At 66.5% G+C, this 19,879-nt stretch carries 20 protein-coding genes; 9 read left to right on the forward strand and 11 right to left on the reverse strand.

Annotated elements, in window-relative coordinates; genetic code table 11:
* The first annotated feature begins 44 nt into the window (after nt 1-44).
* The 4 genes from ACHWUQ_RS20625 to ACHWUQ_RS20640 all read left to right on the forward strand — a co-directional run bounded on the left by ACHWUQ_RS20625 (nt 45) and on the right by ACHWUQ_RS20640 (nt 5,227).
* A complete protein-coding gene (locus ACHWUQ_RS20625) occupies nt 45-755 on the forward strand; it encodes a pirin family protein (protein WP_394682305.1) in 711 nt (236 codons plus the stop codon).
* A 65-nt stretch (nt 756-820) separates the two neighbouring features.
* Nucleotides 821-1,516 (forward strand): hydrolase, encoded by a 696-nt coding sequence (locus tag ACHWUQ_RS20630; protein WP_239809874.1) that lies wholly within the window; start codon nt 821-823, stop codon nt 1,514-1,516.
* 89 nt (nt 1,517-1,605) lie between these two features.
* Nucleotides 1,606-3,504 carry an amidohydrolase gene (locus ACHWUQ_RS20635; RefSeq protein WP_394682306.1) on the forward strand — a complete coding sequence of 633 codons (1,899 nt, stop codon included), beginning with the start codon at nt 1,606-1,608 and terminating at the stop codon, nt 3,502-3,504.
* Between the two features lie 79 nt (nt 3,505-3,583).
* Complete coding sequence (locus ACHWUQ_RS20640) at nt 3,584-5,227, forward strand: MFS transporter (RefSeq protein WP_394682307.1); 1,644 nt, start codon at nt 3,584-3,586, stop codon at nt 5,225-5,227.
* 108 nt (nt 5,228-5,335) lie between these two features.
* On the opposite strand, the gene ACHWUQ_RS20645 is transcribed toward ACHWUQ_RS20640, so the two are convergent.
* Nucleotides 5,336-6,373, reverse strand: coding sequence for a phosphotransferase family protein (locus tag ACHWUQ_RS20645; RefSeq protein WP_394682308.1), 1,038 nt, complete (start codon nt 6,371-6,373; stop codon nt 5,336-5,338).
* The gene (locus tag ACHWUQ_RS20650; protein WP_394682309.1) at nt 6,370-7,602 is read right to left on the reverse strand and encodes an acyl-CoA dehydrogenase family protein; all 1,233 of its coding nucleotides are present in this window, start codon (nt 7,600-7,602) and stop codon (nt 6,370-6,372) included. The genes ACHWUQ_RS20645 and ACHWUQ_RS20650 overlap by 4 nt, the downstream gene beginning before the upstream one ends.
* Nucleotides 7,603-7,758: 156 nt before the next feature.
* Here ACHWUQ_RS20650 and ACHWUQ_RS20655 point away from each other — a divergent pair, with 156 nt between their 5' ends.
* Together ACHWUQ_RS20655 and ACHWUQ_RS20660 are read left to right on the forward strand one after the other, a co-directional pair.
* Entirely contained in the window at nt 7,759-8,556 is a 798-nt protein-coding gene (locus ACHWUQ_RS20655) for a tyrosine-protein phosphatase (protein WP_312835139.1), read from the forward strand.
* A 45-nt stretch (nt 8,557-8,601) separates the two neighbouring features.
* Nucleotides 8,602-9,576 (forward strand): hypothetical protein, encoded by a 975-nt coding sequence (locus tag ACHWUQ_RS20660; protein WP_394682310.1) that lies wholly within the window; start codon nt 8,602-8,604, stop codon nt 9,574-9,576.
* A 9-nt stretch (nt 9,577-9,585) separates the two neighbouring features.
* Here ACHWUQ_RS20660 and bla read toward each other — a convergent pair whose 3' ends face one another.
* Both bla and ACHWUQ_RS20670 read right to left on the reverse strand, forming a co-directional pair.
* A complete protein-coding gene (bla, locus tag ACHWUQ_RS20665) occupies nt 9,586-10,494 on the reverse strand; it encodes a class A beta-lactamase (protein ID WP_394682311.1) in 909 nt (302 codons plus the stop codon).
* Between the two features lie 108 nt (nt 10,495-10,602).
* A complete protein-coding gene (locus ACHWUQ_RS20670; RefSeq protein WP_394682312.1) occupies nt 10,603-11,250 on the reverse strand; it encodes a PadR family transcriptional regulator in 648 nt (215 codons plus the stop codon).
* Nucleotides 11,251-11,423: 173 nt separating this feature from the next.
* Here ACHWUQ_RS20670 and ACHWUQ_RS20675 point away from each other — a divergent pair, with 173 nt between their 5' ends.
* Together ACHWUQ_RS20675 and map are read left to right on the forward strand one after the other, a co-directional pair.
* Complete coding sequence (locus ACHWUQ_RS20675) at nt 11,424-11,654, forward strand: ParD-like family protein (RefSeq protein WP_182326383.1); 231 nt, start codon at nt 11,424-11,426, stop codon at nt 11,652-11,654.
* Nucleotides 11,651-12,445 (forward strand): type I methionyl aminopeptidase, encoded by a 795-nt coding sequence (gene map / locus ACHWUQ_RS20680; RefSeq protein ID WP_239809882.1) that lies wholly within the window; start codon nt 11,651-11,653, stop codon nt 12,443-12,445. Before ACHWUQ_RS20675 ends, map begins: the two co-directional genes overlap by 4 nt.
* Nucleotides 12,446-12,448: 3 nt before the next feature.
* On the opposite strand, the gene ACHWUQ_RS20685 is transcribed toward map, so the two are convergent.
* Entirely contained in the window at nt 12,449-13,285 is an 837-nt protein-coding gene (locus ACHWUQ_RS20685; protein ID WP_394682313.1) for a DUF4261 domain-containing protein, read from the reverse strand.
* A 113-nt stretch (nt 13,286-13,398) separates the two neighbouring features.
* Between ACHWUQ_RS20685 and ACHWUQ_RS20690 the strand changes: the two genes are divergently transcribed.
* Entirely contained in the window at nt 13,399-13,872 is a 474-nt protein-coding gene (locus ACHWUQ_RS20690) for an RDD family protein (protein WP_394682314.1), read from the forward strand.
* Between the two features lie 32 nt (nt 13,873-13,904).
* Here ACHWUQ_RS20690 and ACHWUQ_RS20695 read toward each other — a convergent pair whose 3' ends face one another.
* From ACHWUQ_RS20695 to ACHWUQ_RS20720, 6 genes are read right to left on the reverse strand one after another with little or no spacing between them, the layout of a single operon-like run.
* A complete protein-coding gene (locus tag ACHWUQ_RS20695; RefSeq protein ID WP_239809885.1) occupies nt 13,905-15,050 on the reverse strand; it encodes a M20 family metallopeptidase in 1,146 nt (381 codons plus the stop codon).
* Nucleotides 15,051-15,090: 40 nt separating this feature from the next.
* The gene (locus tag ACHWUQ_RS20700; RefSeq protein WP_239809886.1) at nt 15,091-15,969 is read right to left on the reverse strand and encodes an alpha/beta hydrolase; all 879 of its coding nucleotides are present in this window, start codon (nt 15,967-15,969) and stop codon (nt 15,091-15,093) included.
* 31 nt (nt 15,970-16,000) lie between these two features.
* A complete protein-coding gene (locus ACHWUQ_RS20705) occupies nt 16,001-17,005 on the reverse strand; it encodes an ABC transporter ATP-binding protein (protein ID WP_394682315.1) in 1,005 nt (334 codons plus the stop codon).
* Nucleotides 17,002-17,979, reverse strand: a complete 978-nt coding sequence (locus ACHWUQ_RS20710) for an ABC transporter ATP-binding protein (protein WP_312412115.1) — start codon at nt 17,977-17,979, stop codon at nt 17,002-17,004. The genes ACHWUQ_RS20705 and ACHWUQ_RS20710 overlap by 4 nt, the downstream gene beginning before the upstream one ends.
* Complete coding sequence (locus tag ACHWUQ_RS20715; protein ID WP_394682316.1) at nt 17,979-18,908, reverse strand: ABC transporter permease; 930 nt, start codon at nt 18,906-18,908, stop codon at nt 17,979-17,981. Before ACHWUQ_RS20715 ends, ACHWUQ_RS20710 begins: the two co-directional genes overlap by 1 nt.
* On the reverse strand, nt 18,905-19,879 hold the full coding sequence (locus tag ACHWUQ_RS20720) for an ABC transporter permease (protein ID WP_394682317.1): 975 nt from the start codon (nt 19,877-19,879) through the stop codon (nt 18,905-18,907). The genes ACHWUQ_RS20715 and ACHWUQ_RS20720 overlap by 4 nt, the downstream gene beginning before the upstream one ends.

Consider the following 19,879-nt stretch of genomic DNA (forward strand, 5'->3'; position numbering starts at 1 on the left):
CGGCCTACACTTTCTTCATCGACGACAAACACCTGGAGAAAGACATGATTGAACGACGCAGCTTTGACAGCCTGGGCGGTGCCAACCACGGTTGGCTCGATGCCAAGCACCACTTCTCTTTTGCCGACTACCGTGACGCCCAGCGCGTGAACTGGGGCGCTCTGCGGGTCTGGAACGATGACACCATCGCGCCTCAAACCGGCTTCCCACCGCACGGCCATGCCGACATGGAAATCATCACCTATGTCCGTGAAGGTGCCATCACCCACGAAGACAGCCTGGGCAACCGGGGCCGCACCGAAGCCGGTGATGTGCAGGTGATGAGCGCCGGCAGCGGCGTGCGCCACTCGGAATACAACCTGGAGTCCACGACGACCCGCATCTTCCAGATCTGGATCCTGCCCGACCGCCAGGGCGACAAGCCCAGCTGGGGCGCCAAGCCCTTCCCCAAGGGCGACCGCAGCGGCAAGTTTGTGACCCTGGCCAGCGGCATGGACGGTGATGGCGATGCGCTGCCCATCCGTGCCAATGCCCGGGTGCTGGGTGCCACGATCAAGGCCGGCGAAAGCCTGGACTACGGTTTTGCGCATGCCGACCGCTATGGCTACCTGGTCCTTGCCAAGGGCAGTGCCTCGGTCAATGGTGTGGCGCTGTCCAGCCGCGATGGTGCCGCGATCCATGGCGAAACCACGATCCGCATCACTGCCACCGAAGACACCGAAATCGTGCTGGTGGATGCACCGGCTCTGAACTAAGTCAGCCCAGATTCCTTTTTTAAACACACGCCTTTCCCGTTTTCACTTTTCCAGGAGCACGCACCATGACCAACAAACGATTCCTCGAAGTCCTGACCCCCGCCAACAGCCAGATGATCTTCATCGACCAGCAGCCCCAGATGGCCTTCGGTGTGCAGTCCATCGACCGCCAGACTCTGAAGAACAATGTGGTGGGCCTGGCCAAGGCGGCCAAGGTGTTCGGCGTGCCGACCACCATCACCACGGTCGAGACCCACAGCTTCTCCGGCCACACCTACCCCGAGCTGCTGAATGTGTTCCCCGGCAACCCCATCCTGGAGCGCACCTCGATGAACTCCTGGGACGACCAGAATGTGCGTGATGCGCTGGCCGCCAACGTCGCCAAGGGCCACAAGAAGATCATCGTCTCCGGCCTGTGGACCGAGGTCTGCAACACCACCTTTGCACTGAGCGCCATGCACGACGCCGGCTACGAGATCTACATGGTGGCCGACGCCTCGGGCGGCACCTCGCTCGAAGCGCACAACCAGGCCATGCAGCGCATGGTGCAGGCCGGTGTGGTGCCCGTCACCTGGCAGCAGGTGCTGCTGGAATGGCAGCGCGACTGGGCCAAGCGCGAGACCTATGACGCGGTGATGGACATCGTGCGCGAACACTCCGGTGCCTACGGCATGGGCGTGGACTATGCCTACACGATGGTGCACAAGGCGCCCGAGCGTGCACAGCACGGCAACACCATCGGCCCCAAGCCTGCTGTTTAATTGCTTCCAGGTGGGGGCTGGCGTCTTCGCACGCAGGCCCAGACTCCCACCGCCGCCACCCCTCACCACCCACCCAGCACGCCACTGCCATGACCACCTCCAGCCCCGACACCATTTTTCACAACGGCCGCTTCACTACGTTGAACAAGGCCCAGCCCACGGCCAGCGCCGTGGCCATCCGCGATGGCAAGTTTGTCGCGGTGGGCAGTGATGCCGAGGTGCTGGCGCTGGCCAGCAGCGGCACCCGCAAGGTCGACCTGCAAGGCCGCAGTGCGCTGCCCGGCCTGTTTGACAACCACACCCATGTGATTCGCGGCGGTCTGAACTTCAACATGGAGCTGCGCTGGGACGGCGTGCGCTCGCTCGCCGATGCGCTGGAGATGCTGCGCCAGCAGGTGGCGATCACACCCGCACCGCAGTGGGTGCGCGTGGTGGGCGGTTTTACCGAGCACCAGTTTGTCGAAAAGCGCCTGCCGACCCTGGCCGAGATCAATGCGATTGCGCCGGACACCCCCGTGTTCCTGCTGCACCTGTATGACCGCGCCCTGCTCAACGCCGCGGCGCTGCGTGCCGTGGGCTACCACCGCGACACGCCCCAGCCACCAGGTGGCGAAATCGTGCGCGACAGCCAGGGCAACCCGCAGGGCCTGCTGCTGGCCAAGCCCAATGCCACCATCCTCTATTCCACCTTGGCCAAGGGCCCCAAGCTGCCCTTCGATTACCAGGTCAACTCCACGCGCCACTTCATGCGCGAGCTCAACCGCCTGGGCGTAACCGGTGTCATCGACGCCGGTGGCGGCTCGCAGAACTACCCCGATGACTACCAGGTCATCGAAGAACTCAACAAGCAAGGCCAGATCACCGTGCGCCTGGCCTACAACCTGTTCACGCAAAAGCCCAAGGAAGAAAAGGACGACTTTCTGCAGTGGACCCAGTCGGTCAAGTACAAGCAGGGCAACGACTACTTCCGCCACAACGGCGCCGGCGAGATGCTGGTGTACTCGGCGGCCGACTTTGAAGACTTTCGCCAGCCCCGCCCCGACATGCCCCCGCAGATGGAGACCGAGCTCGAAGACGTCGTGCGCGTGCTGGTGCAGAACCAATGGCCCTGGCGCCTGCATGCCACCTATGACGAGACCATCAGCCGCGCGCTCGATGTCTTCGAAAAGGTGCACCAGGAAACCCCCATCGACGGCCTGAACTGGTTCTTTGACCATGCCGAAACCATCTCCGACCGCTCGATCGACCGCATCGCCGCGCTGGGTGGCGGCATTGCCGTGCAGCACCGCATGGCTTACCAGGGCGAGTACTTTGCCGAGCGCTATGGCCACCAGGCGATGGAAGCCACACCGCCCGTGAAGAAGATGCTGGAAAAAGGCGTCAAGGTCTCCGCCGGTACCGATGCCACCCGCGTGGCCTCGTACAACCCCTGGGTGTCGCTGTCCTGGATGGTGACCGGCAAGACCGTCGGCGGCATGCAGATGTACCCCGAGCGCAACCTGCTCGACCGCGAAACCGCGCTGCGCATGTGGACCGAGAACGTGGCCTGGTTCTCCAACGAGGAAGGTGCGCGTGGCCGCATCCAGGTGGGCCAGTTTGCCGACCTGATCGTGCCGAGCAAGGACTATTTCCAGGTGCCCGAGGATGAAATCTCCTTCCTCACCTCGGACCTGACCGTGGTCGGTGGCCGGGTGGTGTACGGCGCAGGCAGCTTTGCCCGCCATGACGACAACCCGCTGCCCCCTGCGATGCCCGACTGGTCGCCCGTGCGCCGCTTTGGTGGCTATGGCGCCTGGGGCGAGCCCGAAGGTGCCGGCAAACACTCGCTGAACCCCGCCCGCTACCGCAGCCTGGCTGCTGGCTGCGGCTGCGGCAGCCACTGCGGCATGCACGGCCACCAGCATGCCGATGCCTGGGCCTCCAAGGTGCCAGCCTCCGACATGCAAGGCTTCTTTGGCGCACTGGGCTGCTCCTGCTGGATGTCCTGATCCCCGCCACACCACCCACCCCCGCCCATTTCCGCTGACCCGGTACCCCTCCGGCTCAGCCCCCGATCCGAGCACCTCCATGAACCACAACCACTCCGACCATCCCCCGGCGCAGCCCGCTGCCCCGGCCCCGCCTTCCGGCGGCAGCTTTGCCCCCTTGCAGCAAAAGCTGTTTGCCGTGCTGTGGATCGCCACCGTCGTCGGCAACACCGGCAGCTTTGTGCGCGATGTGGCCAGCGCCTGGCTGATGACCGACCTGTCGCCATCGCCAACGGCCGTCGCGCTGGTGCAGGCGGCAGCCTCGGCCCCGGCCTTTTTGCTGGCCATCCCGGCAGGCGTGCTGTCCGATATCCTGGACCGCCGCAAGTTTCTGATCGCCATCCAGGTGCTGCTGGCCTGCGTCAGCGTCACCTTGATGACCCTGTCGGCGATGGGCTTGCAGACCGTGGGCTCGCTGGTGGCACTGACCTTTCTGGGTGGCATTGGCGCCGCGCTGATGGGCCCGACCTGGCAGGCCATCGTGCCCGAGCTGGTCGCCAAGCGTGACCTCAAGTCAGCGGTAGCGCTCAACTCGCTGGGCATCAACATTGCCCGCGCCATCGGCCCGGCTTTGGGTGGTGTGGTGCTGGCCGGCCTGGGTGCCTCGGTCACCTACGGGGTGGATGTGATCAGCTACGCCTTTGTGATTGCGGCGCTGCTGTGGTGGCCGCGCCCCAAGGCCGAGCAAGACGACCTGAGCGAGCGCTTTGCAGGCGCCTTCCGTGCCGGCCTGCGCTATGCCCGCTCCAGCCGCGAGCTGCATGTGGTGCTGCTGCGTGCCTTCCTGTTCTTCGCACTGGCCAGCTCGGTCTGGGCACTGCTGCCCCTGGTGGCCCGCCAGCTGCTGGGCGGCGGTGCCGGCTTCTACGGTGTGCTGCTGGGCGCCGTTGGTGTCGGTGCCATTGGCGGTGCCTTCCTGCTGCCCAAGCTGCGCGCCCGCCTGTCGTCCGATGGCCTGTTGCTGATGTCGGCCCTGGTCTCGGCTGCCGTGATGGCCTTCCTGGCGGTGTCGCCGCCCCAATGGGCTGCCGTGCTGGCGCTGCTGCTGCTGGGCCAGTCCTGGATCACCGCGCTCACCACGCTCAACGGTGCCGCCCAGGCCATCCTGCCCAACTGGGTGCGGGGCCGTGCGCTGGCCGTCTACCTGACCGTGTTCAACGGCGCGATGACTTTCGGCAGTCTGAGCTGGGGCTTTACCGCCAAGGCACTGGGTGTGCCCAGCACCTTGCTGGTGGGTGCTGCCGGCCTGGTGGTGATGGGCCTGATCGCCCACCGCATCAAGCTGCCCGAAGGCGAGGCCGACCTGGTCCCATCCAACCACTGGCCCGAGCCGCTGACCGCCCACCCGGTCGACAAGGACCGGGGCCCGGTGATGATCCAGATCCGCTACCACGTGGCCAAGGACAACTATGCCCCCTTCCTCAAGGCTCTCGCCCGCCTGTCAGCCGCCCGCCGCCGCGATGGCGCCTATGCCTGGGGCATCGTGCAGGACACCGCTTCCGAGGACCACTTCATGGAGTGGTTCCAGGTGGAATCCTGGGCCGAGCACCTGCGCCAGCACAAGCGGGTGACCCATAGCGATGCCGATGTGCAAAGCGAAGTGGCGCAGTACCACCAAGGCAGCGAACCCCCAGTGGTCCAGCATTTCCTGTCGGTGAACCACCCCGCCCAAGGCCATGCCTGATCGTTGAAACCACCCACCCAGGCGGCCCACCGGCCGCCTGGGTGCTGCGTTTGAAAGGGGCCTGCACGCCCGCCGCCGTCGCCGGGCGTGCAGCCGCCTCAAAGCCGATCAGCCGCGCTCAAAAGCCTGCGCACATTGCCAGCCCAGCGCTGCCAGCGGGCCGGCCTTGGCGCCCGTTGCCACTGCATCGGCAGCAGCGGCCGTGCCATCGGCGGCGCGCTGCGCAATGCCGTAGAGGATGGCGGCCATGCGGAACAGGTTGAAGGCCAGGTAGTACTCCCACAGAGGCCCTGGGTCGCGGCCCGTGCGCTCGGCATACAGCGCCAGGTACTGGCGCTCGTCGGGGATGCCCAGCGCCGCCAGATCACAACCACCCATGCCGCGCCACAGCGCGGGCGGCACGCGCCAGGCCATGCCGTGGTAGGCCAGGTCGGCCAGCGGATCGCCCAGAGTGGACAGCTCCCAGTCCAGCACGCCGATGATCTGCGGCTCGCTGCGGTGCCAGACGAGGTTGTCCAGCCGGTAGTCACCATGCACCAGCGTGGTCTCCTCGGCCTGCGGCAGATGCCGGGGCAGCCAGTCCATCAGCTGCTGCATCGCAGCGTCTACCGGCACCCGCAACTGCTGGGTCTGCTGGCTCCAGCGCCTGGTCTGGCGCGCCACATAGCCGCCCGGGCGGCCATAGCTGCCTAGGCCCAGCGCGGCCGGGGCCAGCTGGTGCAGCGCGGCAATGACACGGTTCATCTCGCGGTACAGCGCGCCGCGCTCGGCCGCCTGCATGCCGGGCAAGGCCGGGTCCACCAGCACCCGGCCGTCCAGAAAATCCATCAGGTAGAACGGCGTGCCCAGCAGTTCGGCATCGTCGCAATAGGCCAGCATGCGGGGCACCGGCACGGCTGTGCCGGCCAAGGCCTGCATCACCTGGTGCTCGCGGTCGATCGCGTGGGCACCGGCCACCAGGCTGCCCGCGGGCTGCTTGCGCAGCACCATCTGCCGCCCGCCCAGCTGCAGCTTGTAGGTGGGGTTGGACTGGCCGCCCGCCAGCACGCTGACGGCAACCGGCTCACCACTCGACAGGCCCAGGCCGTGCAGATAAGGCTGCAGCCGCTGCGCCAGCGCCTGCGGGCTGTGGCTGGCGGCGTTCACAGCGGGCGCGGTGCTGCGGGCACCGCCTGGATAATCGCGGGCACGCCGCGCTCGGCCTGCGCATCCTTCTCGGCCGCCTGCACCAGCTTGCGCGCCATGCTGAAGCGGTGCACCTCGCTGGGGCCGTCGTAGATGCGGAAGGCGCGCATGTCCATGAAGATGCGCATCACCGGGGTCTCCATGGTCACGCCCTGGCCGCCCAGGATCTGCACGCAGCGGTCCACCACGCGCCATTCGGCCTCGGAGCAGACCACCTTGGCGCGGCTCGATTCATAGCTGCCCTGCTCGCCCTGGTCCAGCAGCCAGGCGGTGTGCCAGATGTGCAGGCGCGCGGTGTGCAGGTCCATGTCGTTGTCGGCCAGCATGAAGCCCACGCCCTCGTGCGAGGACAGCGGCCTGCCAAAGGCCGTGCGGCGGCGGGCATAGGCCAGCGCCACATCCTGCGCGCGCCGGGCCTGGCCCAGCCAGCGCATGCAGTGCGTCAGCCGCGCGGGCGCCAGGCGCACCTGGGCATAGCGAAAGCCCTTGCCGACCTCGCCCAGAATGGCGCTGGCCGGCACGCGCAGCTGGTCAAAGCGCAGCACGCCGTGGCCGCCGGTAAAGCAGGCATCCATCGCATCCATCGAGCGCTCCAGCGTGATGCCGGGCTGGTCCATATCGCTCAGAAACATCGTGGCGCCACCGTCTTCGGTGCGGGCCATGATGATGGCGTAGTCCGCCCCTTCGGCACCGGTGATGAACCATTTCTGCCCGCTGATCAGGTAGTCATCGCCATCGCGCACCGCCACCGTGGCCAGCGCCGCCGGGTCGGAGCCGGCACCCGGTGCGGGCTCGGTCATCGCAAAGCAGGAACGCAGCTGGCCCGCGACCTGCGGGCGCAGCCAGCGCGCCTGCTGGGCCGGGGTGGCGACCGCCTCCATCAGGTGGATATTGCCTTCATCGGGCGCATGGATGTTCAGCGCCGTCGGGCCCAGCCAGGAGTAGCCGGCCTCTTCAAACACCACCGCCTTCTCGACGTGCGTCAGCCCCAGCCCGCCCAGCTCGCGCGACGCATGGGGCGTGAGCAGACCGGCCGCGCGGGCGCGCTCCACCAGCTCGCGGCGCAGCGCCTCATCGGGGCCATGGCGGCTTTGCCGGGCATCGTTCTCCAGCGGTATCACCTGCTCGGCGATAAAGGCGCGGGTCTTGTCGCGCAGCGCCAGCAGTTCGGGGGACAGGGAAAAATCCATGGTGCGGTCTTCGGGTAAGGGGGCCTGCAAATGGTGCCATGCGCCGCGTGCCAGGCCGTCACAGTTGAGACAGAGCGGCCCGCTGCCGTAGCGCCGGGCCTGCCGATGACACCCTGGCGTCGCACCCCGGACTTGGAGATGGGCTATAAACAAAGGATGCCCATCCAAGCCGAATCTGCAGCGCTTACCCCCGTGGCCACCGCTGAGGCCTATACCCGCCACCTGCCGCTGGCGGGCACCACCAATTTCCGCGACCTGGGCGGCTACCAGGGTCTGGACGGCCGCACCGTGCGCTGGCGCAAGCTGTTCCGCTCCGATCACCTGGCCTTGCTCAGCCCCGCATCCCAACTGCAGCTGCTGCGCGAGCTGGGCGTGGCCCGCTCGGCCGATTTTCGTGGCCAGCGCGAGCAGACGGTGGACCACTATGCGATTGACGGCCTCCAGCACCACTCGCTGGCCATCGAGCCGACCCTGGTGCAGCGCGCCTTTAGCCTGATGCAGCAAGGCCAGCGTCTGACCCCCGCCCACACGGTGGAGCTGATGCAGGACACCTACCGCAGCTTCATCCACGACCATGCCGCCCCGTTTGCGCAGTTCTTCGAGATGCTGCTCGACAGCGATGCGCCCATCGTCTTCCACTGCACCGCCGGCAAGGACCGCACCGGCTGGGCCGCCACCTTGCTGTTGACCACCCTGGGCGTGCCCCAGGATGTCGTGCTGCAGGACTACCTGCTGACCAACGACTACTACCACCGCCCGGCCGAAGCCGTGGCCGCTGCCGCCCACATCCCCGAGGACGTGCTGCAGGTGCTGTGGCGCGTGCAGGAGCCCTTCCTGACTGCCGCGATCCAGCCCGTGCTGCAGGACTACGGCAGCATCCCCAACTATGTGGAAAAGGTGCTGGGCGTGGATGCAAAGGCACAGCAAAAGCTCGCGCAGATGTATCTGGAATAATCGGTTGTTCCTTCGACCCACGGCCACAGTGCTGGCCGCCAGCCGATGAACAATCTTCCCTCCGCTCCGCGCCCGCCGGGCGCCTTCCGTTGGACACCCCGCCAGATCACACTGGCCACCCTGCTGGTGCTGGCCGTGCTGCTGTGCTGGCTGCCGGCTTTTCAGACCATGGCCGACCGCTATGTGGACGACGGCCTGCAACGCTCCCTGCTCAGTTTTGCGACTGCCCGTGCGCTGCACAGCGTCGTCTCGGTGCTGCAGGGCACCGAGCTGGCCGTGCAGCCGATGGGCGTGGGCCTGACCTTGACCCTGGGCCAGGTGCTGGCCCCCATCAGCGATCTGGTGGCGCAGTTTGCCGACTGGATGCTCTGGGCCAGCATTGCGTTTGGACTGCAAAAGCTGCTGCTGTCGATGGGGGGCAGCTATGGCGTGACAGGGGTACTCAGCCTCATCGCACTGGCCTGGCTGCTGCTGCGCTGGCGCCAGCAGGCGGTGCCGACCTGGCTCAGCCGCTTGCTGGTGGTGCTGCTGTTCACCCGGCTGGTGATGCCCGTCACCATCATCGGCAGCGAGGCGCTGTTCCAGCACTTCATCGCGCAGACCTACCAGGAAAACCAGATCGCCACCGAAGGTGCGGTGGGCCAGTTGCAGCAGTTTGATGTGCGCGCCCCGGCCAAGGCGCCAGCTGCGGACGCAGCCACGCCCACCCCGCCGGCCAGCCCCGCCGTGGCGCCGTCATCCAGCCTCTGGGAGCGCTTCAAACTATGGGGCCAGCAGGCCCAGCAATCGGCCAGCCAGGCGGCATCGGGGGTGCAGGATCTCGTGCGCAACCCGGGCGATGGGCTGCGCGACAAGCTCGGCGAGCTGCAGCAGCAGCTTGACCAGCAGGTGGAGCGCTTGGTGACCTTGATGGTGGTGTTTGCGCTGCAGACCCTGGTGATACCGCTGGTGCTGGTCTGGGCGCTGCTGCAGCTGTGCAAGGGCTTGCTGGCCGGGCCACGCCAGCCAGCTGCCAAATAGCCGCGTTGTTTACAGCGCAGCGTGCCATTGCGCAATCGCTGCGCCCACCTTGGCCATCACCTCGTCGCTTTGCGCGGTCGTGCGCTCGCCACCGGTCAGGTAGGCGGTGATGATCAGGCCTTCCGAGGCCGCATGGGGCCAGGCGATCAGGCAGTCGTTGGCGGTGCTGTGGGCACCGGCACCGGTCTTGCCGCCCACGCGCCACTCCGGCGGCAGGCCCGCACGCACGCGCTTGTCACCGGTGCGGCTGTCGCTCAGCCACTGCTGCAGCATCGCGCGGCCATAGCCCTTGAGCACATCGCCCAGCAGCAGTGCCTGCAGGGTCGCCTGCATCGCACGCGGCGTGGTGGTGTCGCGCGGGTCGCCGGGCTCTGCCGTGTTGAGCAGCGGCTCGATGCGGTCCAGGCGTGTCGCCTTGTCGCCCAAGGTGCGCAGCCAGGCCGTCAAGGCTTCGGGCCCGCCGCTGGCGCGCAGCAGCAGGTTGGCGGCCACGTTGTCGCTCAGCACCACAATCGCCTCGCTCAGCTCCAGCAGGCTGATGCCACCGGGCTGGTCCTTGTACTTTTCCGTCACCGGCGCATAGGGCACCATGTCGGCCGAGGTCACCAGCACCTGCTGGCCCAGGTCGAGCGCACCGGTCTGCCCCAGGTACAGCACATGGGCGGCCAGCAAGGTCTTGAAGGTGCTGCACATCGGAAAGCGTTCATCGCTGCGGTAGCCGGCCTCGCCACCGGTCTCGGCATCGAACGCATAAACGCCCAGGCGGCCACCGCTCTGGGCTTCGATCAGGGTCAGCGCCTTGTGCAGCGCACGGTCGGCACGGGGATGGGCAGACTGGCGGGAGGCGCATCCGGCCAGGCTAAAAACGGAGCCGCTACCCATGACCAGGGTGGCGGCTACAAAGTGGCGTCGTTGCATGGTTTTGCTCGCTGAAGGGGGCCACGGCTGTGGCGATCCACCAAGCATACCTTGGCCCCAAGCCTGCGCCAGGCGATGGCGCAAGCTTTGCTGCGGCAGCGCAACAGCCTAGGCCTTTTCGATCTTCAGAGCGACCTCGTCGAGCAGCGCGGCAATCTTGTCGATCTGCTCGGCCGACAGTGCCGTCTCGCCGTCGCCCGCCATCTTCAGGCGCAGGGCCATCTTGAAGTTCTCGATCGCGCGTACCAGCTGCGGCGGGCGCTGGCGGGCATCGCGGTCCTTGCCGCGCGCCAGGCGCGTCAGCAGCAGCTGCAGCGCATCGGCTTGCTCGGCCAGGGCCTGCTCGCCTTCGGCAGTGATGGTGTAGCGCTTGCGGCCGCCTTCGGATTCGCTGGCCGTTGCATGGCCCATGTCCACCAGGTAGCTCAAGGTGGGGTAGATCGTGCCGGGGCTGGGCTGGTAGTCGCCGCCGACCAGCTCGCCCACGGCGCGGATCACGTCGTAGCCATGGCTGGGTTGCTGGCCAATCAAATGCAGCGCCAGCAGCTTGAGGCCGCCAGCCTCGAACATGCGCTCGCGCTTGTGCGCCAGGTGGCGCGCAGCGTCCGGCCCGTGGCCATGGCCGTGCGGGCCGTGGCCCGGGCCATCGCCATGGTGGCGTGGGCCCCGGCCAGGGCCGCCCTCTTCGCCCATATGGCGTCCACGGGGGCTGTGCAGGTGATGGTGGTGATGAAAGTGGTGATGGGGATGTGGCATCTGTGTTCCTTTACCAAGATGCATCTAAGATATATCTTTCAATCGAAGAATTCAAGCCGGTTTTTTGTAAAGATATATCTTTACTGCCGTTACCGACACCGCCACACAGACCGCGCACAGACGAAGAATATATAAAACATATACAATCCGCATATGTTTTATAGAGGATAGCCATGGGCATCGTCAAAATTTCCGACCCGATGCATGAGAACCTGCGGGTCGCGGGCGCGGCGCTGAGCCGTTCGATCAATGCGCAGGCCGAGCACTGGATGCGGGTGGGCATGCTCGCCGAGATGTACCCCGATATGGACCACCGGGCAATCTGCCAGGTGCTGGTGCAGGCGGAGCTGGACGGCGGCCTGGATATCCATTCGCTGGTGGCCAAGGCAAGGATGGCGGCATGACGCAGCGCATCACGCCTGTGCATACCGCCAGCGAGCTGGCCAGTGCGCGCCAGGCGGCGCAGCTGGCGGCCGAGGTGCTGGAGATGATTGCACCCCATGTGGTGCCGGGGGTCAGCACCGCGGCGCTCGATGCCATCTGCCACGACTACATCGTGAACGTGCAAAAGGCGGTGCCGGCCAATCTGGGCTACCAGGGCTACCCCAAGACCATCCTCACCTCGGTGAACCATGTCGTCTGCCACGGCATTCCGTCCGAGGACCGGGTGCTGAAAAAGGGCGACATCGTCAACATCGATGTCGCCGTCATCAAGGATGGCTGGTTTGGCGACACCAGCCGCATGTACTTTGTCGGCACGCCCAGCATTCTGGCCAAGCGCCTGGTCGAGACCACCTACGAGGCGCTGCGTGCCGGCATTGCCCAGGTGCGGCCGGGCGCCACCCTGGGCGATATCGGCCATGCGATCGAGACGGTGGCCAAGCGCGCGGGCTTTGGCGTGGTGCGCGAGTTCTGCGGCCATGGCATTGGCCAGACCTACCACGATGCCCCGAATGTGCTGCACTACGGCAACCCGGGCGAGGGCCTGGTGCTGGAGGCCGGCATGCTGTTCACGATCGAGCCCATGCTCAATGCCGGCAAGCGCCAGGTCAAGACCCTCGCCGATGGCTGGACCGTCGTGACCCAGGACCATTCGCTGTCGGCACAGTGGGAGCACATGGTGGCGGTGACGCCCGATGGCCATGAGGTGCTGACGACCTGGCCGAACGGCACCGGCAGCTACGCACCGGTTTAAACCTCAGTCCGCTTGGTCGGCCCCGTCAGCAGGCCGTGGATCGATATCGACCACCAGCCGTTCCGGCTCGACCAGCGCATCGAGGTGCTTGCAGGCCCATTTGCTGTGGCCATCGATGCCGGCCACCGTGTGGCCGTCGGCGATCACATCGCCGTGCTCGACCAAGTAGACGCTGGTATTGAACACAAAGCGCGAGACTTCAGCAGGGTCCAGCTCGGAGAACAGCAGCTGCACATCAGGCACGCCAAAGGTGGCGCCGCCCAGGCTGTCCATCAGCATCTCGCCGGGGCGGTTGCTGATGTTGAAAAAACGCACGTTGACGACGCCGTAGTAGACAAAGCCCTCGGCATGGGCCTGCAGGTAGCGCTGCGGGTTCAGCAGGCAGCCGGCATTGGTCTGGCTGATCGCCGTGACGCCCCCGTTCTCGATCAGCACATGCATGACCGCTTGCAGAATCTCCAGCCGCTCGGGCGCTGAAAGACCTCTACCCATGAACTCGCTCACCAGCACGCAGTGCTGGCACTGGGCCAATGCGCTTTCTTTCTCGGGCCAGTCCCAGGTCTGCTCCAGCGCGCTGGCGTAGTCTGTGGGGTCCATCGGCTCGCCTGCGCGGATGATCGCGATCTCGCTGGGCACCCCTTTTTTGTCGCTGTAGTCCACGCAGTAATCGCGCAACGCCAGCAAGATGGTGTCGCCGTCTGCGACCAGATCTACCGCGCCCAGGCGCTCTGCCAGCGCGGCGCGCAGGGTTTCGCCATCCAGCATTGCGGGCTGGGCGTACAGCGCTTCAAAGGCCCACATATCGGGGGCCATGCGGAGCTCGGGATTGGGGGGTGCCATGGTGCGCTCTCGGGCAGTGGAGAAAGCCGCATCTTGCCATGGCAACGCGAGGTCCGGCTTACGCACGCTTTACCTGCACGGCCTAAGATGGCGCCATCCCGTGGGAGCAAAAAATGGACAACAGCGATCTGGAATATGTAGGCTTTTGGGCGCGCGTCGGTGCGGCCTTGATCGACACCGTGGTGTTGCTCGTCATCATCACCCCGGCCTTGGTGGCCATCTACGGCTGGGAGTACTTCATGGCGGAAGGCCTGGTGCAGGGCCCGGCCGATGTGCTAATCAGCTGGGTGCTGCCCGCTGTCGCCTGCATCTGGCTGTGGCACAAGCTGCGGGCCACACCAGGCAAGATGCTGATTGGGGCCGAGATTGTGGATGCCGGGACCGGCGAGGCGATGAGCCTGGGCCAATCAGTGGTCCGCTACCTCGGCTATTTTGTGTCCATCATCCCGCTCTGCCTGGGCCTCATCTGGGTGGCCTTTGACCCGCGCAAGCAGGGCTGGCACGACAAGATCGCGGGGACCGTGGTGGTGCGCCGCAAGGGTGGGCGCACCCAGCCGGTTACTTTCAAAGACCAGCGGCTGGGTTAAGCCGGCCCGCATCTGGGGCCAGCCTGGGCCTCTCAGTCCAAGTGGGTCAGCAGGTGCAGCCAGAAGCGCGCCCGCATCTCCAGGGTGGATACCAGGATGTGCTCGTACACCGTATGGGCGCCGTCGCCATCGGCTCCCAGGCCGTCCAGCGATGGCACGCCCATGGCCGAGGTGAAGTTGGCATCGCTGCCGCCGCCGGTGGGGGGCGCTTCTTCCAGCGCAAAGCCGGCCTCGCGGGCCGATTGCTGGGCCTTGGCCAGCAGCGCTTCGGCGCGCGCGTCCTTGACCATTGGCGGGCGGTTCACCTCCACATCGATATCCAGCGCCAGGCCTTCGCCGACAGGGCGCAGTGCGCGCATCTTGCCCACCAGCTCATCGGCAGCCTGCAGATCGGGCAGGCGGAAATCGACCACGCACTTGCAGAAGGCGGGCACGGTGTTGGTGGTGGTGCCGCCTTCGATGGTGCCCACGCTCACGGTCACGCCACGCTGGTAGTCGGTCATCGCTTCCAGCGCCAGGATCTGGTGCGCCATTTCGCGGATCGCGCTGCGGCCCTTGTCATGGGCGACGCCGGCATGCGATGCCAGACCCTTGACGCCCAGGCGCAGCATGCCGGTGCCCTTGCGCGCGGTCACGCAGCGGCCGCCATTGGCACGGGCAGGCTCGGCCACCAGGCAGTAGCGGGCATGGCGGGCAAAGGCCTCGATGTGCTTGCGTGATGCGTGGCTGCCGGTTTCCTCGTCGGGCACGATCAGCAGGTCCACCGGCAGCGGGGTGCTGCCCGGCGTGGCCACCGCGCTCAGTGCGGTCAGCGCCAGGTAGATGCCCGCCTTCATGTCGTAGCCGCCGGGGCCGTAGAGGCGGTCACCTTCGATGCGGATCGGGTTGTCGGCCAGCATGCCGATGGGGTGCACGGTGTCCGCGTGGCCCAGGATCAGCAGGCCTTCACGGGTATCGCCCTCGGCGCGGTTGGTGATGTGCAGCACGGGCAGCACCGGGCCGGGCGCATGCTTGCCCTCGGCCTGGGTCTCGATCACCGTGGCACGCAGGCCCGCCGCTGCGGCCTGGGCGCGCATCATCTCGACCATGCGGGCGATCGATGCGGGGTTGTTCGATGGCGATTCGCAGCGCATCCATTCCGAGATACCGTCCACCAGTTGTTGCGTTGTTGCTTGCATCCTTGTTCCTTGGGTCTTGTCGAAAAGTGATCGGTGGGAGTCAGGCGGTGACGCGGCCGGCCCAGGGGGCCAGCCAGTCCGCATCGGGCATGCGCCCTTCAAACCAGAGATGGGCGCAGACATGGCTCATGGCCTCGCCATCGTGGCCGATGCCTGCGACCTCATGCAGCTGCCAGGCCAGCGGCATGCCCAGCCGGGCTGCGGCCTGCAGGCCGGCTGCGTAGTAGTGGCGGGCACGGGCAAAGCGGTGCGGGCCCTGGCGCAGCGCGGCGGGCTCGGCCGGCAGGTTGGGGTCCTGGGTGTCGGTGTCGCGGTCGCCCGCCAAAATGACCAGCGGGGTGCGCAGCAGCCGGGCCAGCGCCCCGTCGGCCAGGCCAATGCCGGCCAGGCCTTGCGGAAAGTCCTGCTGGGCATCGGGCAAGGTGTACCAGCCCGGGTTGCCCGCCGCCACGCCGGCAAAACCGTCGGCGCCCAGGGTGCTGACCAGGCGATGCACAAACTGGCCGCCGGCCGAATGGCCAAACAGGTAGAGCGGCTGCTGCTGCACCACCCCGGCATCGCGCAGCTGCCGGGCCAGGTTCACTACCGCCTGGTAGGCCCAGTAGTCACGCGGCTGCAGGTCGCCCTCTTCGCTCCAGACGCTGCCGTTGTTGTAGCTCTCCACGCCCGGCCAGTGCGCGTTGCCAAAGGTCGGCGCGATGATCTGCAGACCATAGCGGTCCGCAGCGGGCATCCAGAAGTCGCGGTAGTCATCGCCATTGCGCAGCACGCCGTGCTGCACCAGCACCACCGGCGCATCGGCGGCCACGCCTTCGGGGCGGTAGCAGTTCAGGGTGATCGGCAGGTAGAGCGCGCCGTCGCCGGCTTGCCAGTCGATGGCAAAACGGCCGTGCTGCCGGGTAAAACGTTGCCAGTCCATGCGGTGGTGTTCCTTGTAGCCGTCCAGGCGGTCAGTCCAACAAATGGCAGGCGGTCACATGGCCGGCTGCCGTCTCGCGCAGGCGTGGCACCTCCTGCTTGCAGCGCTCCATCGCATGCGGGCAGCGCGGGTGGAAGGTGCAGCCCGAGGGCGGGTTCAGCGGCGAGGGGATCTCGCCCTTGATAGGGGTGAACACGCGCTTGCGCCGGCCCACATCGGGCACCTCGGCCAGCAGCGCCTGGGTGTAGGGATGCTGGGCCTGGCCAAAGATCTCAGCGGTGGGCGCCATCTCGACGATCTTGCCCAGGTACATGATGGCCACCTTGTCGGAGATGTGGCGCACCACGCCCAGGTCATGGCTGATGAACAGGTAGGTCAGGCCGCGCTGGGCGCGCAGGTCCATGAACAGGTTGATCACCTGCGCCTGGATGGACACATCGAGTGCGGCCACCGGCTCGTCACAAACGAGGAACTCCGGCGTCACCATCAGCGCGCGGGCAATGCCGATGCGCTGGCGCTGGCCGCCCGATATCTGGTGCGGCAGGCGGGCGCGGTACTCGCTGGCCAGGCCCACTTCGGCCAGCGCCGCATCGACCTTGCCAGGCACCTCGGCCGCAGGGGCCAGCTTGTGCACATGCAGTGCCTCGCCCAGGATCTGGTGCAGCTTCTGGCGCGGGTTGAGCGAAGCCTGCGGGTCCTGGAACACCATTTGCACGCCCAGGGTGAAGGCCAGCTTGTCCTGGCCGCCCAGCTGGCTCACATCCTGGCCCTGGTAAAGCAGCTGGCCTTCGGTCGGAGGGTGCAGGCCGGCCACAACGCGGCCCAGGGTGGACTTGCCGCAACCGGATTCGCCCACCAGGCCCAGCACCTCGCCCTTGGCGATCTGCAGGTTGACGCCGTTGACGGCATGCACGGTGCGCGTCTGCGCGGGCTGCCGGGCGACGGCGCCGACGATTTTCTGCAGCAGATCGGGCGCGCTGACAAAGCGCTTGTGCACATCGCGCAGTTCAATCACAGGGGGGGTCATCGCGGTCATGCGGCAGGTGCCTCCAGCGGTACAAAGCAGCGGAATGCGCGGCCGGGAATGGTAGTGACGGGGGGCTGCTCATCGACGCAGCGCGGGATGGCACGGCTGCAGCGCGGCGCAAAGGCGCAGCCGGGCACGCGGCCCGACAGGCTGGGCGCCATGCCGTTGATCTGCGTAAGCCGCTCGCCTGGCGTGGCCTGGGCGGGCAGCGAATTGAGCAGGCCCTGGGTATAGGGATGGCGCGGGGCATCCAGCACCTCGGCAACGGTGCCGGTCTCGACAATGCGGCCGCCATACATCACGGCCACCCGGTCGGCCAGCTCGGCGATCACGCCCAGGTCGTGGGTGATCCAGATCAGCGCCGTGCCCTGGGCCTGGCAGATCTGCTGCATGCGGTAGAGGATCTGGCCCTGGATGGTGACATCCAGCGCCGTCGTGGGCTCGTCGCAGATGATCAGGTCGGGGCGGTTGAGCATCGCAATCGCAATCGCCACGCGCTGGCGCATGCCGCCCGAGAACTCATGCGGGTAGCTGCGCAGGCGCTTCTCCGGCGCGGGGATGCCGACCATCGCCAGCGCCTCCACGCAGCGCTGCAGCGCCTGCGCCTTGGGCAGCTTCTGGTGCGCGTCGATGGCCTCGAGCATCTGCTCTTCGATGCGCAGCACCGGGTTGAGCGTCATCAGCGGATCCTGGAAGATCATCGCGATGCGGTCGCCGCGCAGCTTGCGCATGGACTCGGCCGACAGCGCGCGCAGGTCCTGGCCCTTGAACAGCACCTTGCCCTGGGTGACTTCGCCGGGGGCATCGATCATGCCGAAGATGGAGAAGCCGGTGACCGACTTGCCCGAGCCGGATTCACCGACCAGGCCCAGGATTTCACCCGCCTCCAGGCGGATATCGATGTCGCTGACGGCGGGCCATGCGCCCTCTTCGGTGTGGAACACCGTCTGCAGATCTTGTACTTCAAGCAAAGGGATAGTCATTACTTCCTCGGGTCCAGAGCTTCACGCAGGCGGTCGCCGATCAGGTTGATCGACAGGATCAGGGCCAGCAGCGCCAGGCCGGGGAACATGCTGATCCAGTAGTCACCCGACATCAGGTACTGAAAGCCGTTGGCAATCAGCAGACCCAGCGAGGGCTCGGTGATCGGCACCCCCACGCCCAGGAAGGACAGGGTGGCTTCGAGCACGATGGCATTGGCAATCTGGATGGTGGCAAACACCATCACCGGGCCCATGCAGTTGGGCAGCAGGTGGCGCGTCATGATGCGCCAGCCGGGGAAGCCCAGGTTCTTGGCCGCCTCGATGTATTCCTTCTTGCGCTCCTGCAAGGCACGGCCGCGCATGATGCGCGCGTAATGCGCCCACTGCACCATCACGATGGCGATCACCACCTTGTCCACGCCCCGGCCCAGAATGGCCAGCAGCACCAGCGCCACCAGGATGGTGGGAAAGCCGAGGATGAAGTCGACGATGCGCATCAGCACCGTATCGACCCAGCCGCCAAAATAGGCGGCGACCAGGCCCACCAGGCTGCCGATGATGGTGGCGAGCACCACGGCGCTCAGGCCCACCAACAGGCTGATGCGCAGGCCATGCAGAATGGCCGAGAGCATGTCGCGGCCCTGGTCGTCGGTGCCCAGCCAGTAGGTCATGCCCGAAGCGGCTTCGGACATCGGCTTGAGGCGGCCGTCCATCAGGTCGAGCGCGCCCAGGTCATAGGGGTTTTGCGGCGACAGAAAAGGCGCCAGCAGCACCACGGCCAGCAGCAGCACGAGGGCAATCACCGCACCCTTGACGGAGGGCTTGCTGCGCAGTTTCTTCAGGATGGCACGCCGCTGGGGCGTGTCTTGCAGGGGCTGGGCCCGCTTGCTGGGATCGATGGTCATCAGGGGTTTGTCGGGCTGCATCATGGGGCCTCCTGCAGCTGTACGCGCGGATCCAGCACGGCATAGGCCAGGTCCACCAGGAGGTTGATCATCACGAAGATGAAGGTGACCAGCATCACATAGGCCACCACCACCGGGCGGTCGAGCTTGTAGATGCTGTCAATCAAAAGCTTGCCCATGCCGGGCCAGGCGAAGACGGTCTCGGTGATGGTCGAGTAGGCGATCAGGGTGCCGAACTCCATGCCGATCACGGTGACCACGGGGATCAGGATGTTGCGCAGGATGTGGCGGGTCAGGATGCGGCGCTCGCTGATGCCCTTGGCGCGCGCGAACTTCACATACTCCTGGGTCTTGGCTTCCATCACGCCGGTGGCCGTAAGCCGCAGCACCAGCGCGATATTGCCCAGCGCCAGGTTGATGGCCGGCAGCATCACATGGCTCCAGCCATCGGCGGTGAACAGCGACAGCGGCACGCCCATCACATTCACCGTGTCACCCCGGCCCGACGACGGCAGCCATTGCAGCCAGACGGCGAACATCAATATCAGCATCATGCCCTGCCAGAAGTTGGGCAGCGAAAAGCCCAGCACCGAGCCGCCCATCAGGCTGCGGCCCAGAGGCTTGTCGTTGAAGAGGCCGGCCACCAGGCCCAGCGGAATGCCGATCAGGCAGGTCAGGCCAATGGCCACCACGACCAGCTCGAAAGTGGCCGGAAAGCGCTGCACGATCAGCTCGATCGCAGGAATGCCATGCACAAACGAGGTGCCCAGGTCACCCTGGAAGGCGCGCGTCAGAAAACTCCAGTACTGCAGCCAGACCGGCAGGTCCAGCCCCAGGCGCTGGATCATCGCCTGGCGGTCTGCATCGCTGGCCTCGGCGCTCACCAGCAGCTCGATGGGGTCGCCCACCGCGTAGACCGCCATGAACACCACCAGCGAGACCGCCAGCAGCACCAGAAAACTTTGCACCATGCGGCGCAGGATATAGACGATCAC

Origin of the sequence: uncultured Comamonas sp., assembly GCF_964277875.1 — a bacterium.
GTDB lineage: Bacteria > Pseudomonadota > Gammaproteobacteria > Burkholderiales > Burkholderiaceae_C > Comamonas > Comamonas sediminis.

What these genes read in the sequence shown, in the direction of transcription:
- ACHWUQ_RS20695 (WP_239809885.1), bottom strand. Translation starts at nt 15,050, where the DNA reads ATGCAAGCAACAACGCAACAACTGGTGGACGGTATCTCGGAATGGATG.
- ACHWUQ_RS20670 (WP_394682312.1), bottom strand. Translation starts at nt 11,250, where the DNA reads ATGCCACATCCCCATCACCACTTTCATCACCACCATCACCTGCACAGC.
- ACHWUQ_RS20700 (WP_239809886.1), bottom strand. Translation starts at nt 15,969, where the DNA reads ATGGACTGGCAACGTTTTACCCGGCAGCACGGCCGTTTTGCCATCGAC.
- ACHWUQ_RS20710 (WP_312412115.1), bottom strand. Translation starts at nt 17,979, where the DNA reads ATGACTATCCCTTTGCTTGAAGTACAAGATCTGCAGACGGTGTTCCAC.
- ACHWUQ_RS20690 (WP_394682314.1), top strand. Translation starts at nt 13,399, where the DNA reads ATGGACAACAGCGATCTGGAATATGTAGGCTTTTGGGCGCGCGTCGGT.
- ACHWUQ_RS20715 (WP_394682316.1), bottom strand. Translation starts at nt 18,908, where the DNA reads ATGATGCAGCCCGACAAACCCCTGATGACCATCGATCCCAGCAAGCGG.
- ACHWUQ_RS20635 (WP_394682306.1), top strand. Translation starts at nt 1,606, where the DNA reads ATGACCACCTCCAGCCCCGACACCATTTTTCACAACGGCCGCTTCACT.
- ACHWUQ_RS20640 (WP_394682307.1), top strand. Translation starts at nt 3,584, where the DNA reads ATGAACCACAACCACTCCGACCATCCCCCGGCGCAGCCCGCTGCCCCG.
- ACHWUQ_RS20675 (WP_182326383.1), top strand. Translation starts at nt 11,424, where the DNA reads ATGGGCATCGTCAAAATTTCCGACCCGATGCATGAGAACCTGCGGGTC.
- bla (WP_394682311.1), bottom strand. Translation starts at nt 10,494, where the DNA reads ATGCAACGACGCCACTTTGTAGCCGCCACCCTGGTCATGGGTAGCGGC.
- map (WP_239809882.1), top strand. Translation starts at nt 11,651, where the DNA reads ATGACGCAGCGCATCACGCCTGTGCATACCGCCAGCGAGCTGGCCAGT.
- ACHWUQ_RS20630 (WP_239809874.1), top strand. Translation starts at nt 821, where the DNA reads ATGACCAACAAACGATTCCTCGAAGTCCTGACCCCCGCCAACAGCCAG.
- ACHWUQ_RS20705 (WP_394682315.1), bottom strand. Translation starts at nt 17,005, where the DNA reads ATGACCGCGATGACCCCCCCTGTGATTGAACTGCGCGATGTGCACAAG.
- ACHWUQ_RS20625 (WP_394682305.1), top strand. Translation starts at nt 45, where the DNA reads ATGATTGAACGACGCAGCTTTGACAGCCTGGGCGGTGCCAACCACGGT.
- ACHWUQ_RS20685 (WP_394682313.1), bottom strand. Translation starts at nt 13,285, where the DNA reads ATGGCACCCCCCAATCCCGAGCTCCGCATGGCCCCCGATATGTGGGCC.
- ACHWUQ_RS20660 (WP_394682310.1), top strand. Translation starts at nt 8,602, where the DNA reads ATGAACAATCTTCCCTCCGCTCCGCGCCCGCCGGGCGCCTTCCGTTGG.
- ACHWUQ_RS20650 (WP_394682309.1), bottom strand. Translation starts at nt 7,602, where the DNA reads ATGGATTTTTCCCTGTCCCCCGAACTGCTGGCGCTGCGCGACAAGACC.
- ACHWUQ_RS20655 (WP_312835139.1), top strand. Translation starts at nt 7,759, where the DNA reads ATGCCCATCCAAGCCGAATCTGCAGCGCTTACCCCCGTGGCCACCGCT.